Raw genomic sequence first — 13,692 nt, forward strand, 5'->3', positions numbered from 1 at the left:
ATCGGCAAGGACATCGCCGAGGCCATCCAGGAGGCGGCCGGTGAGGTCGCCGCCGGTGACTGGGACGAGCACTTTCCCGTCGACGTGTTCCAGACCGGGTCCGGGACCTCGTCCAACATGAACGCCAACGAGGTCATCGCCAGCCTCGCGAGCGAGCGGCTGGGGAGAGACGTACATCCCAATGATCACGTCAACGCCTCGCAGTCGTCCAACGACGTGTTTCCGTCCTCCATTCACATCGCCGCCACCGCCGCTGTCACGCGTGAGCTCATTCCCGCTCTTGATCATCTCGCCGACGCCCTCACCCGCAAGTCCGCGGAGTTCGCCGACGTCGTGAAGTCGGGGCGTACCCATCTCATGGACGCCACGCCCGTGACCCTCGGGCAGGAGTTCGGAGGGTACGCCGCCCAGGTGCGGTACGGCGTGGAGCGGCTGCGTGCCTCCCTGCCCCGGCTCGCCGAGCTGCCCCTGGGCGGGACCGCCGTCGGGACCGGGATCAACACGCCGCCCGGGTTCTCCGCCGCCGTGATCGGGGAAGTCGCCCGGTCCACCGGGCTGCCCCTCACCGAGGCCCGCGATCACTTCGAGGCGCAGGGCGCGCGGGACGGGATCGTCGAGACCAGTGGGCAGCTGCGGACCATCGCCGTGGGGCTGACGAAGATCGCCAATGATCTGCGGTGGATGGCCTCGGGGCCGCGCACCGGGCTCGCGGAGATCTCGCTCCCCGATCTCCAGCCCGGCTCCTCGATCATGCCCGGCAAGGTGAATCCGGTCATTCCCGAGGCCGTGCTCATGGTCGCCGCGCAGGTCATCGGCAATGACGTCACCGTCACCACCGCCGGTGCCGCCGGGAACTTCGAGCTGAATGTCATGCTGCCGGTCATCGCCAAGAATGTTCTTGAGTCCGTGCGGCTGCTCGCCAACGTCTCGCGGCTGCTTGCCGATCGGACCGTCGACGGGATCGTCGCCCATCGGGAGCGGGCCCGCGAGTACGCCGAGTCGTCGCCCTCCGTGGTCACACCGCTGAACAAGTACATCGGATACGAGGAGGCGGCCAAGGTCGCCAAGAAGTCGCTCGCCGAGCAGAAGACGATTCGCCAAGTGGTCCTGGAATCGGGGTACGTGGAGCGCGGTGATCTCACCCTTGAGGAGTTGGACAGCGCGCTTGATGTCCTGCGGATGACGCGCCCGTAACGTCATCCGGCCACTGGCGAGAACCTTGACGCGCACCGCAGCGTCGCGTGCCCGGGGCACCTAATATCTCTCCATGACAGACGACGGAGCGGTGAGACGAGTGGAAGCGGGCGGATCGGCTGCGTACTGGTCCCCCGGGAGTCAGATCCTTTGGCGTTACCGGGAGAACTCCGGCGAGCGCTTCCACATCGCGCGTCCCGTCACCGTCGTACGGGACGATCCGGAGCTGCTCGCGGTATGGATGGCGCCCGGTACCGAGTGCGTCAAGCCCGTGCTCGCCGACGGTACGCCCGTGCATGTGGAGCCGCTGGAGTCGCGGTACACCAAGCCCCGGACCGTGCAGCGCGACCGCTGGTTCGGCACCGGGGTGCTGAAGCTGGCGCGGCCCGCCGAGCCCTGGTCGGTGTGGCTGTTCTGGGAACCGGGCTGGCGGTTCAAGAACTGGTACGTGAACCTGGAGGAGCCGCTTGCCCGTTGGGCCGGTGGTGTCGACTCCGAGGACCATTTCCTCGACATCACCGTGAATCCCGACAGGACTTGGGAATGGCGCGACGAGGACGAGTTCGCGCAGGCCCAGCAGGCCGGCCTGATGGACGCCCAACTGGCCGAGCGGGTAAGGGAAGCGGGCCGTTCGGCGGTCGAGGTGATCCGTGCCTGGGGCGCGCCGTTCGCGGATGGCTGGCAGCACTGGCGCCCGGATCCGTCGTGGGCTGTACCGTCACTGCCGGAGGACTGGGACCGTACGCCCGCGCACATGTCGTCATGAGACCCTTGATGCGCCCCCGGTGCGCAACCGTAGGATCGTCCTCCGCAAGGGCGCACAACCGTAACTGCGGGAACATGCGCCGGGCCTGACCATACGTCACCGAGGGGCGGCAGGACGTGAGCGAGGGGTACGAGGGCAGCGGGCCGGGCCGACCAGGGCCTGCCGGTGCACCAGGAACAACCTCTGACCACGCCGGTTTTCCGTTCCTGGGACACGTATTCCGGGTATCGGGAAGTCGGCGGGACCAACTGCGTGTACAGCGCGCAGCCCCGGACGGATGGATTCGACACGCGTGACGGAGCAACCCACCTCGCACGAGCGCAGTCGGCCGGGCACCGGCCGGCCGGACATCCCCGCGGACACCCGCGGGGCGCTTCCGCGTTCCCCGGAGGCGGCGGCGCTGCCCCTGCCGAAGCAGACGGCGGGGCACGGGCAGACGACGGGGCAGGGAGGGGCCGCGGGTGGACTGGAGGCCGCCCCCGGTTCCGTGACAGGCTCCGAGAGCCCCGAGACCGTCGGTGGCGCCGGTAGAGCCGCGCACGGCGCGGGCACAGCGGGAACAGAGGCGGGAACAGGCGCGATGGCATCCAGCTCGGGTACTGGTACCGGTACGTCCGGCTCCACCGGCCCCAACCCCGCCGGTCCCCCGGCCACTCCCGGGCCCGAGCACTCGCAGCCCGACCAGCCGTCGTCGACCGAGCCCGACGCGCACCGCCCGCGCCCGGCGCCGGACAGCATCCCGGTCCAGCCGGGCGCTGAGAAGCACACGGCGGACCACCACGCGACGGACCATCAGGCCCCGGCGCCCGCCGTCGCCGAGAACCACGTCGCCGAGAACCACGCCACGGCCGGTCAGGCGAGCCCGAACGGGCCCGTCGGCGGCGGCACCGTCGCCGATCTGGCGGCGAGCGCCCTCACGGGCAAGGAGCGGCGTACGGGGCAGGGCAACCCCGCCGGTGCTCCCCTGCCGATGCGGCGGGACGGCGACCGGCTGCGGTTCGTGGGCGCGGCCACCCGGCGTATCGCGCGGGGCATCGACCTCGACGAGATCGTGATGGGGCTGTGCCGGGCGACCGTGCCGACGTTCTCCGACACGATCCTCGTCTATCTGCGCGACCCGCTGCCGGTCGGCGACGAACGGCCCACCGGCCCGCTGGTGCTGCGGCTGCGCCGTACCGACCGGCTGCCGCAGGACCGGGACACCGACAACGCCTTCCTGGCGACCTCGGCGGCCCCGCAGCCGCCGCCCGAGCTGTCCCCGGTCAGCGCCGAACTGTGCGAGGTGCGTGCGGGCGGCGCGCTCGCCGAGGTGCTGCGCGGTGTCCGGCCCGTCTTCGCGGACGCGCCCGCCGCCCGTGCGGCCCTGCCCGAACTGCTCGGCGAGAACTGCGACCTGGAGGTACCGGACGGGCAGCGCGCGATCCTCGCCCCGCTGCGCGGCCGGCGCCGGGTCATCGGGGCCGCGCTGTTCCTGCGCCGCCCGGACCGCATCCCGTTCGAGAACGACGATCTCCTCGTCGCCGCCCAGCTCGCCACGCACAGCGCGCTCGGCATCGACAAGGCGGTGCTGTACGGGCGCGAGGCCTACATCGCCGACGAGCTCCAGCGCACGATGCTCCCGGAGACCCTGCCGCGCCCGACGGGCGTACGGCTCGCGTCCCGGTATCTCCCGGCCGCCGAGACCGCCCGCGTCGGCGGCGACTGGTACGACGCCATCCCGCTGCCCGGCAGCCGGGTCGCGCTCGTCGTCGGCGACGTCATGGGGCACTCCATGACCAGCGCGGCCATCATGGGCCAGCTGCGGACGACCGCACAGACCCTCGCCGGGCTCGACCTGCCCCCGCAGGAGGTCCTGCACCACCTCGACGAGCAGGCCCAGCGGCTCGGCACGGACCGGATGGCGACCTGCCTGTACGCGGTGTACGACCCGGTGTCGCACCGGATCACCATCGCCAACGCCGGCCACCCGCCGCCCGTCCTGCTGCACCTGGGCGGCCGGGCCGAGGTGCTGAAGGTGCCGTCCGGCGCGCCCATCGGGGTCGGGGGCGTCGACTTCGAGGCCGTGGAGCTGGACGCGCCCGCCGGAGCGACCCTCTTCCTCTACACGGACGGGCTCGTCGAGTCCCGGCTGCGGGACGTCTGGACCGGGATAGAGCAGTTGCGCGAGAAGCTCGCCGCGACCGCCCAGCTGACCGGCCCTGACCATCCGCCGCCCCTCGAAGCGCTGTGCGACGAGGTGCTCGACATGCTCGGTCCGGGTGACCGGGACGACGACATCGCGCTGCTCGCCGCCCGCTTCGACGGCATCGCGCCGAGCGATGTCGCGTACTGGTACCTGGACCCGGAGGACGCGGCGCCCGGCCGGGCCCGCCGGCTCGCCCGGCGCGCGCTGTCCCGGTGGGGCCTGGAGGAGCTGACGGACTCGGTGGAGCTGCTGGTCAGCGAGGTCGTGACGAACGCGGTGCGCTACGCGACCAAGCCGATCACGCTGCGGCTGCTGCGGACCGACGTACTGCGCTGCGAGGTCGGCGACGACGTCCCGCAACTGCCGCGCCTGCGCCAGGCCCGCGCCACGGACGAGGGCGGCCGGGGCCTGTACCTCGTCAACCGCCTGGCCCGCCGCTGGGGCGCGACCCGGCTGAGCACGGGGAAGGTGGTCTGGTTCGAGCTGAGCCGGGGCTGACCGAAACGGCGGAACGCGAAGAGAGGGGGCGCCCGGTGATCGCCGGGCGCCCCCTCTCTTCGCGTTGTCGCAGGTGCGTACCTACAGCCCGCCGTCCGTCTGCGGCGGATCCGGGGTGACGTCCCCCGAGCCGCCCGTCGGGGTCGGTGGCGGGAGCGGGACCGACGGGGTCTCCGAGGGCGTCAGGGACGGCGTCAGTGAGGGCGTCAGGGACGGGGTCGGGGTCGGGGTCGGCGAGGGCGTCGCGGAGGGCGTCGGCGACGGTGTCGCGGACGGGGTCTCCGAGGGCGTCGCGGACGGGGTCTCCGACGGGGTCGCCGTGGGCTGCACGGCCGCGCCGAGCGTGGTCTCCAGGTCGAACTTGGTCACCTTGCCCATCGCGCCGAAGGTGTACTGCGCCCAGATCTTCGCCGGGTAGCCACCGCCGTTGATCCGGCCGCCGCCCGCCTGGATGAGGCCCGTGGCGCCCTTCAGGGTGACCTGCTTGTTGGCCTTCATGTCCTCGCCGAACAGGCCGACCGAGGTGACCAGTCCGGGCGTGTAGCCGGTGAACCAGGCCGACTTGTTCTCGTCGGACGTACCCGTCTTGCCGGCCACCTGCTGGCCGTCGCGGTTCGCCGCCTGGGCCACCGAGAGGCGGGCCGTACCGTCGTCGACCACGCCCGTCAGCACCGACGTGACCGTGTCGGCGGCCTCGCGGGTGATGATCTGCTCGCCGATCGGGGAGTCGAACTCGACCGTACGGTCCTTGTGTTCGGCCGACTTGATGATCGCCGGGGTGACCTTGCGGCCGTGGTTGTCGAAGGTGGCGTAGACGGCGGCCATCTCCAGCGGGCTCGCGCCCATCGTGCCCAGGGTCTGCGCGGGCACCGCCTGCAGTCCGGTGGTGTCCAGGCCGAGTTCGTCCGCGATCTTCATGACCTTGGGCATCCCGACGTCGACGCCCATCTGCGCGAACACCGAGTTGATCGACTTGTTCATCGCGGTCTGGACGGTGACGTCGCCGTAGTCCTGGTTGTCCTCGTTCGGCGGGCCGAAGCCGACCTTCGTGCCGTCGGACACGACCTGCCGGCCGCTCGTGCCGTCGTACTTCGTGTCCGGGGTGATCAGGTCGCCGTCCTGCGTGTGCGCCTGCTCCTCCATGGCCGCCGCGAGGATGATCGGCTTGAAGGTGGACGCCGGCTGGTAGTCACGCCGGGTGGCGTTGCTTCTGTAGTGCTTGAAGTAGTCGGCGCCGCCGTACAGCGCGAGCACCCGCCCGGTCTTCGGGTCGACGGAGGCGGCACCGGCCTGGACGTGGTCGTCGACCTTGCGCTTCTTCCCGTCGAGCTTGCTGGTGAGCTGGCTCTTGAAGGCCTGCTCCAGCGCGGCCTGCTTCTTCCGGTCGATGTTGAGCGTGATCGTCCAGCCGCCCTTGTCGACCAGCGCGTTCGCGCTGTCGCTGTCGTCCGCCGCGCCCTTGGCGACGAGCTGCCTGGCGAGTTCCCTCTTGGCGGCGTCGACGAGGTAGCCGGTCTGGCCCTCCAGGCCCGGGGCGCCCTTCGGCTCCTTCGGCACCGGGAACTTCATGGCGTCCCGCTCGGACTTGCCGAGCCAGCCCTGGCCGACCATGTTGTCGAGTACGTAGTTCCAGCGGGCGGTGACCAGCTTCTTGCCGGTCGGTGAGGCCACCGCCCAGTCGTACTGGCTCGGCGCCTGGAGCAGCGCGGCGAGGTACGCGCCCTGCGCGACGGAGAGCCTCTTGGCGTCGACGCGGTAGTAGGCCTGGGCGGCGGCCTGGATGCCGTAGGAGTCGCGGCCGTAGTAGTTGGTGTTGATGTAGCCGGCGAGGATGAAGTCCTTGGACTTCTTGCGGTCCACCTTCAGCGAGATGACCAGTTCCTTCAGCTTGCGCGTGATGGTCTGGTCCTGGTCCAGGTAGTAGTTCTTCACGTACTGCTGGGTGATCGTGGAACCACCCTGCTTGCCCTTGCCGGACAGCGTGTTGATCAGACCGCGGGCGGTGCCCTTGAAGTCGATGCCGACGTCTTTGTAGAAGGACTTGTTCTCGGCGGCCACGAAGGTCAGCTGAACCTTCTTGGGTACGTCGGCCAGGTCAACGATCTCCCGGTTGACCGTGCCGGTGCGGGCGAGGACGGCGCCGTCGCTGTACTTGTAGACGTTGCTCTCCTGCACCGCGTCGGGGTTGCCCGCGGGTATGCCGATCATCAGGTACAGCACGACGAAGGCGCCCATGCCGAGCAGCAGGAAGCCGAAGAACGAGCCGAGGAGCACCTTCCAGCCGAAGAGCCGGCGAAGGAAACTCTTACCTTCCTTGCCGTTCCTGGCGCCCTTGGCACCCTTTCCGCGCGCCGCCGCCCTGCTCGCCGCCCGGCCCGGGGCGATCGTCGCGGTCGCGGTGCCGCCCTCGGTACCGGTCTGTGCTCCGGTCGCGGTCTCGATCGGCTCGGTCCCGGAGGAGCGCTTGGGCGCCGCGCGGCGGCCACCGCGCTGCTGCCGCGCTCGTCTCTCGTCCGCTCGTCCCATGGGTCGCTTCGCTCCGCTTCCTTCTTCGCGCCGGTTCGTGGTTCAGGTCAGCTCAGAAAGCTAACACCGGCTGATAAGACGACGAGCTTTCGATCATCCCTTTTACGGACGTGACAATCAGCACCCGCCCCACTGGAACCGACCTCCGGGGGCCGCGAAAGGTTGCCACGACCGTTAAAGTGATATCACTTAGCTAGAACGCTGCTAGGCTTCGGCGACGACGTCGATGCCAGCGGCGACAGCCTTGAAACGGGGGCACCAGCCATGACCACACACGACACCGACCTGCCCGAGATGCCCGACCCGCAGATCCGGGAGTTCCCGGCCCACAGCATCGGCGGCGGACTCGCCCTGCTGCTGGGGCTGGCCGGGGTCGCGCTCGGCGCCGCAACCGTCGCCGGCGCGACGACCGTCTCCGGTGACGGGGCCAAGGCCGCGCTAATAGTCCTCGGGATCCTGGTCTGCGTCGCCGCCTTCGTGGCCATGGGCGGCCTGAACACGGTGGCACCGGGCGAGGCCCGGGTCGTCCAGCTCTTCGGGCGGTACCGGGGGACGATCCGGCAGGACGGGCTGCGCTGGGTCAATCCCCTCACCTCGCGCACCAAGATCTCGACCCGGGTACGCAACCACGAGACGGCCGTCCTCAAGGTCAACGACGCCTACGGCAACCCGATCGAGCTCGCGGCGGTCGTGGTGTGGAAGGTCAAGGACACCGCGCAGGCCACGTTCGAGGTGGACAACTACGCGAAGTTCGTGGCCACCCAGACCGAGGCGGCCGTCCGGCACATCGCCATCGAATACCCGTACGACGCCCACGACGAGGACGGGCTCTCGCTGCGCGGCAACGCCGAGGAAATCACCGAGAAGCTGGCCGTCGAGCTGCACGCACGCGTGGCGGCGGCCGGTGTCCAGATCATAGAGTCCCGCTTCACCCACCTCGCGTACGCTCCCGAGATCGCCTCGGCGATGCTCCAGCGGCAGCAGGCGGGGGCGGTCGTCGCGGCGCGGCGGCTGATCGTGGACGGCGCGGTGGGGATGGTCGAGGCCGCGCTCACCCGGCTCACCGAGCAGGACATCGTGGAGCTGGACTCGGAACGGAAGGCGGCGATGGTGTCGAACCTGCTGGTGGTGCTGTGCGGCGACCGTGCGGCGCAGCCTGTCGTGAACGCGGGGTCCCTGTACCAGTGACGGTTCCCGCGGATCCCGACGAGGGGGCGGCTCCCGCGCGCCGGCCGCAGCAGCAGCGCAAGCAGGTGCTGCTGCGGCTGGACCCGGCCGTCCACGAGGCGCTGGCCCGTTGGGCGGGGGACGAGCTGCGCTCGGCCAACGCGCAGATCGAGTTCCTGCTGCGGCGGGCGCTGGCGGAGGCGGGCCGGCTGCCCGGCGGGGCGGGCCCCATCCCGCGCCGCGGCCGTCCACCCGGGGGCGCCGCCCCCACCGGCCCGACGCCGGATTGAGGGGTTCCTCACCGGCGAAACCCGGTGACGGAACTGTGACAATGGGCCCCCACCTGCGTACTCATCGCACCTATACGCACGGGGTATACATGCCAGGTATACCCCGTGCGTATAGTCGTCTGCATGTCCATCGGTCACACCCTTCTGGGGCTCCTGGAGTCCGGCCCGCGACACGGTTACGACCTGAAGCGGGCCTTCGACGAGAAGTTCGGTCACGACCGCCCGCTGCACTACGGGCAGGTCTATTCGACGATGTCCCGGCTGTTGAGGAACGGCCTCGTCGAGGTCGACGGCATCGAGGCCGGCGACGGCCCGGAGCGCAAGCGGTACGCGATCACCGACGCCGGCGTCACCGACGTACAGCGGTGGCTCGCGACACCCGAGAAGCCCGAGCCGTATCTTCAGTCGACCCTCTACACCAAGGTCGTCCTCGCGCTGCTCACGCACCGGAACGCCGGTGACATCCTCGACACGCAGCGCGCCGAGCATCTGCGGATGATGCGTGTCCTGACCGACCGCAAGCGCAAGGGCGACCTCGCCGACCAGCTCATCTGCGACCACGCCCTGTTCCACCTCGAAGCCGATCTGCGCTGGCTGGAGCTGACCGCCGCGCGTCTCGACAAGCTGGCCCTGGTGGTGACGTCCCGATGACCGCTCCGCAGACCGCCCCGCCCGGTTCCCTGCTCGTCGCGCGCGAACTGCACAAGGCGTACGGCACGACCAGCGCGCTCGACGGCGCCGACTTCTCGATCCACCCCGGAGAGGTCGTCGCCGTGATGGGCCCCTCCGGGTCCGGCAAGTCGACCCTGCTGCACTGCCTCGCCGGGATCGTGCCGCCCGACTCGGGGTCCATCACGTACAACGGCCGCGAGATGGCCGGGATGAGCGACGCGCAGCGCAGTCACCTGCGGCGCACCGAGTTCGGGTTCGTGTTCCAGTTCGGGCAGCTCGTGCCCGAGCTGACCTGCGTCGAGAACGTGGCGCTTCCGCTCCGCCTGAACGGGGCCTCCCGCAAGGAGGCCGAGCGGGCCGCGCTGACCTGGATGGAACGCCTTGAAGTCGACGACCTCAGGCGCAAGCGGCCCGGCGAGGTCTCCGGCGGCCAGGGGCAACGGGTCGCGGTCGCACGGGCGTTGGTCACCGGCCCACGGGTGCTGTTCGCCGACGAGCCCACGGGGGCCCTCGACTCGCTCAACGGCGAGCGCGTGATGGAGCTGCTCACCGAGGCGGCCCGGTCGACCAACGCGGCCGTCGTACTCGTCACGCACGAGGCACGGGTGGCCGCCTACTCGGACCGTGAGATCGTCGTACGGGACGGCAGGTCGCGGGACATGGAGCGCGTCGTATGAACGGGCGGCAGGCCGTACGGGACCTGGGCATGGGGGTCCGGTTCGCCTTCACGGGTGGGCGCGAGGGCTGGATGCGGGTCCTGCTGACGGCCGTCGGGGTCGGGCTCGGGGTGGCGCTGCTGCTGCTGACGACCGCCATCCCGAGCGCGCTGTCGGCCCGGGGCGCGCGCTCGGAGGCCCGTGCGTACAACCTGTACGTCGACCAGCAGATGCCGAAGGCCGACAACACGCTGATCATCGCGCGCGCCGACACGACCTTCCGTCTGGACGAGGTGAGCGGAGGTGAATTGCAGCCCGAGGGGGCACGGGCGCCCCTGCCGCCCGGTATCGACAGGTTTCCGGCGGCCGGGGAGATGTTCGTCTCGCCCGCTCTCGGACGGCTGCTGACGTCCGGCGACGGCAAGCTGCTGCGGGACCGGCTGCCGGACCGGATCGTCGGCACCATCGGCGACAACGGGCTCGTAGGCCCTGCCGAACTCGCCTTCTACCGGGGCGCCGACGACCTCGCGGGGCGCATCAACGGCGGCACGGTGTCACGGATCGACCGGTTCGGGGACCTGCATCCGACGTCCGAGAAGATGGATCCCGTACTGATCCTGCTCACCCTCGTCGTCTTCCTGGTGCTGCTGATGCCGGTCGGTGTCTTCATCGCCACGGCCGTACGGTTCGGCGGTGAGCGGCGCGACCGGCGCCTCGCCGCGCTGCGGCTGGTCGGGGCCGACAGCATGATGACCCGGCGGATCGCCGCGGGTGAGGCCGCCGCGGGCGCCGGGGTCGGGCTCGGCTTCGGTGTCGTCTTCTTCCTGATCGGCCGTCAGGCGGCCGGCCACTTCAACCTCTTCGACGTGAACGTGTTCCCCCACGACCTGAATCCGACGCCCGCGCTGGCCGTCCTGGTCGGGGTCGCCGTGCCGGTGGCCGCGGTGCTGGTCACCCTGCTCGCACTGCGCGGTGTGGTGATCGAACCGCTCGGTGTGGTGCGTACGGCCCGGCCTCCGCGCCGTCGGCTGTGGTGGCGGCTGCTGATGCCGCTGGGCGGGATCGCGGCGCTCTACCCCATGATCGGGCAGGGCAGGGACTCCGGCCGGTTCAACGACCTCCTGGTCATCACCGGTGTCACGCTGCTGCTCATCGGGGTGACCGCGCTCCTGCCGTGGGTCGTCGAGGCGACGGTCGCCCGGCTCGCCTCCGGCGCGCTCTCCTGGCAACTGGCCGTCCGACGGCTCCAGTTGAGCAGCGGTACGGCGGCCCGCATGGTGAACGGCATCGCGGTGGCGGTGGCCGGGGCGATCGCGCTTCAGATGTTCTTCTCGGGGGTCGCCGGCGGCTACACGACCCCCAGCGACCTGGACCTCACGCAGGCCCAGATGGCGGTCGACACGCCGGACAGCGTGTCGGTCCTCTCGGCCGGCCGGCAGCTCGCCGGGACCGAGGGGGTCCGGAAGGTCATCGTGATGTCCCGTGGTTCGGTCGGCGAGAAGGCCAAGGATCCCGAGAAAAACCTGGAGTTGACCATCGGGGACTGCGCCACGCTGCGTGTCCTGGGCAGACTCCCCTCATGCCGCGACGGTGACCTCTTCACCGTGCGGGGCACCGACTACGACGAGCCGGGCACGCTCCAACTCGTCAAGCCCGGCCACAAGTTGTACGTCAGCCCGTCCTACACCCGGACCGTGCGCCCGTCGGTCGCCTGGACGGTGCCGGGGACCGTCCAGCAGGCCGACGCGATGGACGACCCGTCCGGGACCGTGCACGGCGGCATCCTGGCCACACCGGGCGCCCTGCCCGAGCGGGTCATGGCGCAGGCGGCCGGGACGATCCTCATCAGCCTCGACCCCGAGGTGGCGGACGCCCGCGACCACGTCCGGAACACCGTGGCGCGTTTCGACCGGCTCGCGGAGCCCGTGACCTGGACGTCGAGCACCCGCGCCAAGCAGTTCGAGACGATCCGCACCGGCCTGTTCGTCGGCTCCGCCTGTGTCCTGCTGCTGATCGGGATCAGCCTGCTGGTCTCCCAGTTGGAGCAGTTGCGCGAGCGCCGGAAGCTGCTGTCGTCCCTGGTCGCCTTCGGCACCCGGCGGCGCACTCTGAGCCTGTCGGTGCTGTGGCAGACGGCGATCCCGATCGGGCTGGGGCTGGCGCTGTCGTCGGTGGTGGGGCTGACCCTGGGCTACGTCCTGATGAGGATGACGAACACGGCGGTCCATGTGGACTGGGCCGCCGTGCTGACGATGACCGGTATCGGCGGGGGCGTCGTGCTGCTGGTGACGGCGCTGAGTCTGCCGCCGCTGCTGCGGCTGATGCGGCCGGACGGCCTGCGCACGGAGTAACGCCCCGCCGCATCCCCGTCACGCACGGGCCCCTCCCCCGGACCTCGGTTTCCTGGGGAGGGGCCCGTTGACATGCCGCTCAGGGCGCGCTCAGAGGCTGTACTCCTTGACCACCCGCCGTACCTGGGCGAAGAGCATGCCCACGTTGACCGCCTTGCGGCAGACCACCACGGCGACGACGTCCTGCTGCTCGTTCAGCCGCACGAACAGGTGGGTGAGGTTCTCGCTGTTGACGAGGATCTCCTGGAAGAAGTGCTGGTCGCTCTGGACGCCCCGCCGCTCCTTGAACACATCCTCGATCATCACGACCGTACGACCCTGGAACAGGTCGAGGGTCGCGCCCGCCAGCAGGTCGAGCACCTCCGGCGGATGGTTGTCGATCGTCTCGTACGAGAGCAGCATCCCGGTGGCCATGTCGACCACCCCGGACGCGACACACTCGGGGGCATCGGTACGGAGCGCCTTGACCAGGCTCATGACCTGGTCGGAGAAACCTGCGGTCATGCGTTTCGTCGCCATCCTTTCCGTCACACTCCTTCGGTCGCCACGGCTGATTCCGTCGCGGGTGATTCCGTCGCGGGTGATTCCGTCGCGGGTGATTCCGTCGCTGTGAGGATCGAGCCGATACGGCGCAGCGCCGGCTGGGTCGCCCGGTGCAGCCGGTCCAGGTCCACGCCCTCGTCGCCGAGTACGACCATCAGCGCGGTGTCCCCGACGGCGTAGAAGGCGGCGCAGCCCTGGCTGCCGTAGGTGACCGTCCGGCGCAGGGTGCCCTGGCCGGTCGCCTGGGCCGTCCGGCGGGCGAGGCCGAGTCCGGCGGCGGCGATGGCGGCGAGGCCCTCGGGGTCGATCGACTCGGCGGTGTCCGCCGCTATGAGCAGTCCGTCGGTCGCGGCGATCGCCGTGTCGGTGATTCCGTCCACCTTTTCGCGCAGGTCGCGCATTTCCATGGCCAGCGCTTTGTGGTCCATGTACTCAACTCCCCTATGAATTTCCGGTCTCCATGGTTTTCCAGGGCTTCCCGGGCTTCCCATGACGTGTCATGAGCCTCTGACTCGGTTCCGGACTTATTTGGCGGTTCCGTTCCTCATACGAAAGAACCCTTTCCAGCTCGTCCCGCGCTTTTCGGGGGCGAGAGATTCGGTGATGCCACTGGCGCCGGGTTCGCGGCGGGGCAGCGCGGGAACGGGGCCCCTCGGTGGCGGCGCCGGCCGGTGCGACGGCTGCGGCTGGGCGTCGGCGGCGAGGACGGCGGCGAGCGCGGTGACCACGGCGGCATCGACGTACGGGGGCGGTGGTGGCGCGGGCGGCCTGCGCTGCCACAGCCCCTCCGCCGGCACCCGTACGACCGGCGGTGGCGTGGCCCCCTCGGCGCACTCCAGGAGCC

At 70.5% G+C, this 13,692-nt stretch carries 11 protein-coding genes and 1 pseudogene; 8 read left to right on the forward strand and 4 right to left on the reverse strand.

Annotated features, from left to right (window positions below; genetic code table 11):
* The 3 genes from AOK08_RS21850 to AOK08_RS21860 form a co-directional block, all read left to right on the forward strand.
* Positions 1–1,194 (forward strand): class II fumarate hydratase (locus AOK08_RS21850; protein WP_055528832.1); only part of this gene is annotated, 1,194 nt, incomplete at its 5' end.
* Between the two features lie 73 nt (positions 1,195–1,267).
* A complete protein-coding gene (gene fomD / locus AOK08_RS21855) occupies positions 1,268–1,960 on the forward strand; it encodes a cytidylyl-2-hydroxypropylphosphonate hydrolase (protein WP_198539340.1) in 693 nt (230 codons plus the stop codon).
* 580 nt (positions 1,961–2,540) lie between these two features.
* Positions 2,541–4,643, forward strand: a complete 2,103-nt coding sequence (locus tag AOK08_RS21860) for a SpoIIE family protein phosphatase (protein ID WP_107101013.1) — start codon at positions 2,541–2,543, stop codon at positions 4,641–4,643.
* 81 nt (positions 4,644–4,724) lie between these two features.
* On the opposite strand, the gene AOK08_RS21865 is transcribed toward AOK08_RS21860, so the two are convergent.
* Entirely contained in the window at positions 4,725–7,169 is a 2,445-nt protein-coding gene (locus tag AOK08_RS21865; protein ID WP_055528850.1) for a transglycosylase domain-containing protein, read from the reverse strand.
* Between the two features lie 264 nt (positions 7,170–7,433).
* On the opposite strand from AOK08_RS21865, the gene AOK08_RS21870 reads away from it, so the two are divergent.
* The 5 genes from AOK08_RS21870 (at position 7,434) to AOK08_RS21890 (ending at position 12,305) form a co-directional block, all read left to right on the forward strand.
* Positions 7,434–8,357 (forward strand): SPFH domain-containing protein, encoded by a 924-nt coding sequence (locus AOK08_RS21870; RefSeq protein WP_055528852.1) that lies wholly within the window; start codon positions 7,434–7,436, stop codon positions 8,355–8,357.
* Complete coding sequence (locus tag AOK08_RS21875) at positions 8,354–8,626, forward strand: type II toxin-antitoxin system antitoxin (RefSeq protein WP_055528857.1); 273 nt, start codon at positions 8,354–8,356, stop codon at positions 8,624–8,626. The genes AOK08_RS21870 and AOK08_RS21875 overlap by 4 nt, the downstream gene beginning before the upstream one ends.
* Before the next feature lie 123 nt (positions 8,627–8,749).
* A complete protein-coding gene (locus AOK08_RS21880; protein ID WP_055528860.1) occupies positions 8,750–9,277 on the forward strand; it encodes a PadR family transcriptional regulator in 528 nt (175 codons plus the stop codon).
* Entirely contained in the window at positions 9,274–9,975 is a 702-nt protein-coding gene (locus AOK08_RS21885) for an ABC transporter ATP-binding protein (RefSeq protein WP_055528868.1), read from the forward strand. The genes AOK08_RS21880 and AOK08_RS21885 overlap by 4 nt, the downstream gene beginning before the upstream one ends.
* Positions 9,972–12,305 carry an ABC transporter permease gene (locus tag AOK08_RS21890; protein WP_055528873.1) on the forward strand — a complete coding sequence of 778 codons (2,334 nt, stop codon included), beginning with the start codon at positions 9,972–9,974 and terminating at the stop codon, positions 12,303–12,305. The genes AOK08_RS21885 and AOK08_RS21890 overlap by 4 nt, the downstream gene beginning before the upstream one ends.
* Before the next feature lie 90 nt (positions 12,306–12,395).
* On the opposite strand, the gene AOK08_RS21895 is transcribed toward AOK08_RS21890, so the two are convergent.
* The 3 genes and pseudogenes from AOK08_RS21895 to AOK08_RS47485 all read right to left on the reverse strand — a co-directional run.
* Positions 12,396–12,824, reverse strand: a complete 429-nt coding sequence (locus AOK08_RS21895; protein WP_055528878.1) for a hypothetical protein — start codon at positions 12,822–12,824, stop codon at positions 12,396–12,398.
* Between the two features lie 8 nt (positions 12,825–12,832).
* On the reverse strand, positions 12,833–13,276 hold the full coding sequence (locus AOK08_RS21900; RefSeq protein WP_241827046.1) for a roadblock/LC7 domain-containing protein: 444 nt from the start codon (positions 13,274–13,276) through the stop codon (positions 12,833–12,835).
* Between the two features lie 96 nt (positions 13,277–13,372).
* Positions 13,373–13,692: pseudogene (locus AOK08_RS47485) on the reverse strand (hypothetical protein); the annotation flags it as partial.

The organism is Streptomyces graminilatus (genome assembly GCF_001418565.1).
GTDB lineage: Bacteria > Actinomycetota > Actinomycetes > Streptomycetales > Streptomycetaceae > Streptomyces > Streptomyces graminilatus.

Excerpts from the sequence above, each read along its gene's own strand:
- fomD (WP_198539340.1), top strand. The coding sequence starts at position 1,268 with ATGACAGACGACGGAGCGGTGAGACGAGTGGAAGCGGGCGGATCGGCT.
- AOK08_RS21860 (WP_107101013.1), top strand. The coding sequence starts at position 2,541 with ATGGCATCCAGCTCGGGTACTGGTACCGGTACGTCCGGCTCCACCGGC.
- AOK08_RS21865 (WP_055528850.1), bottom strand. The coding sequence starts at position 7,169 with ATGGGACGAGCGGACGAGAGACGAGCGCGGCAGCAGCGCGGTGGCCGC.
- AOK08_RS21870 (WP_055528852.1), top strand. The coding sequence starts at position 7,434 with ATGACCACACACGACACCGACCTGCCCGAGATGCCCGACCCGCAGATC.
- AOK08_RS21880 (WP_055528860.1), top strand. The coding sequence starts at position 8,750 with ATGTCCATCGGTCACACCCTTCTGGGGCTCCTGGAGTCCGGCCCGCGA.
- AOK08_RS21885 (WP_055528868.1), top strand. The coding sequence starts at position 9,274 with ATGACCGCTCCGCAGACCGCCCCGCCCGGTTCCCTGCTCGTCGCGCGC.
- AOK08_RS21890 (WP_055528873.1), top strand. The coding sequence starts at position 9,972 with ATGAACGGGCGGCAGGCCGTACGGGACCTGGGCATGGGGGTCCGGTTC.
- AOK08_RS21895 (WP_055528878.1), bottom strand. The coding sequence starts at position 12,824 with ATGGCGACGAAACGCATGACCGCAGGTTTCTCCGACCAGGTCATGAGC.
- AOK08_RS21900 (WP_241827046.1), bottom strand. The coding sequence starts at position 13,276 with ATGGACCACAAAGCGCTGGCCATGGAAATGCGCGACCTGCGCGAAAAG.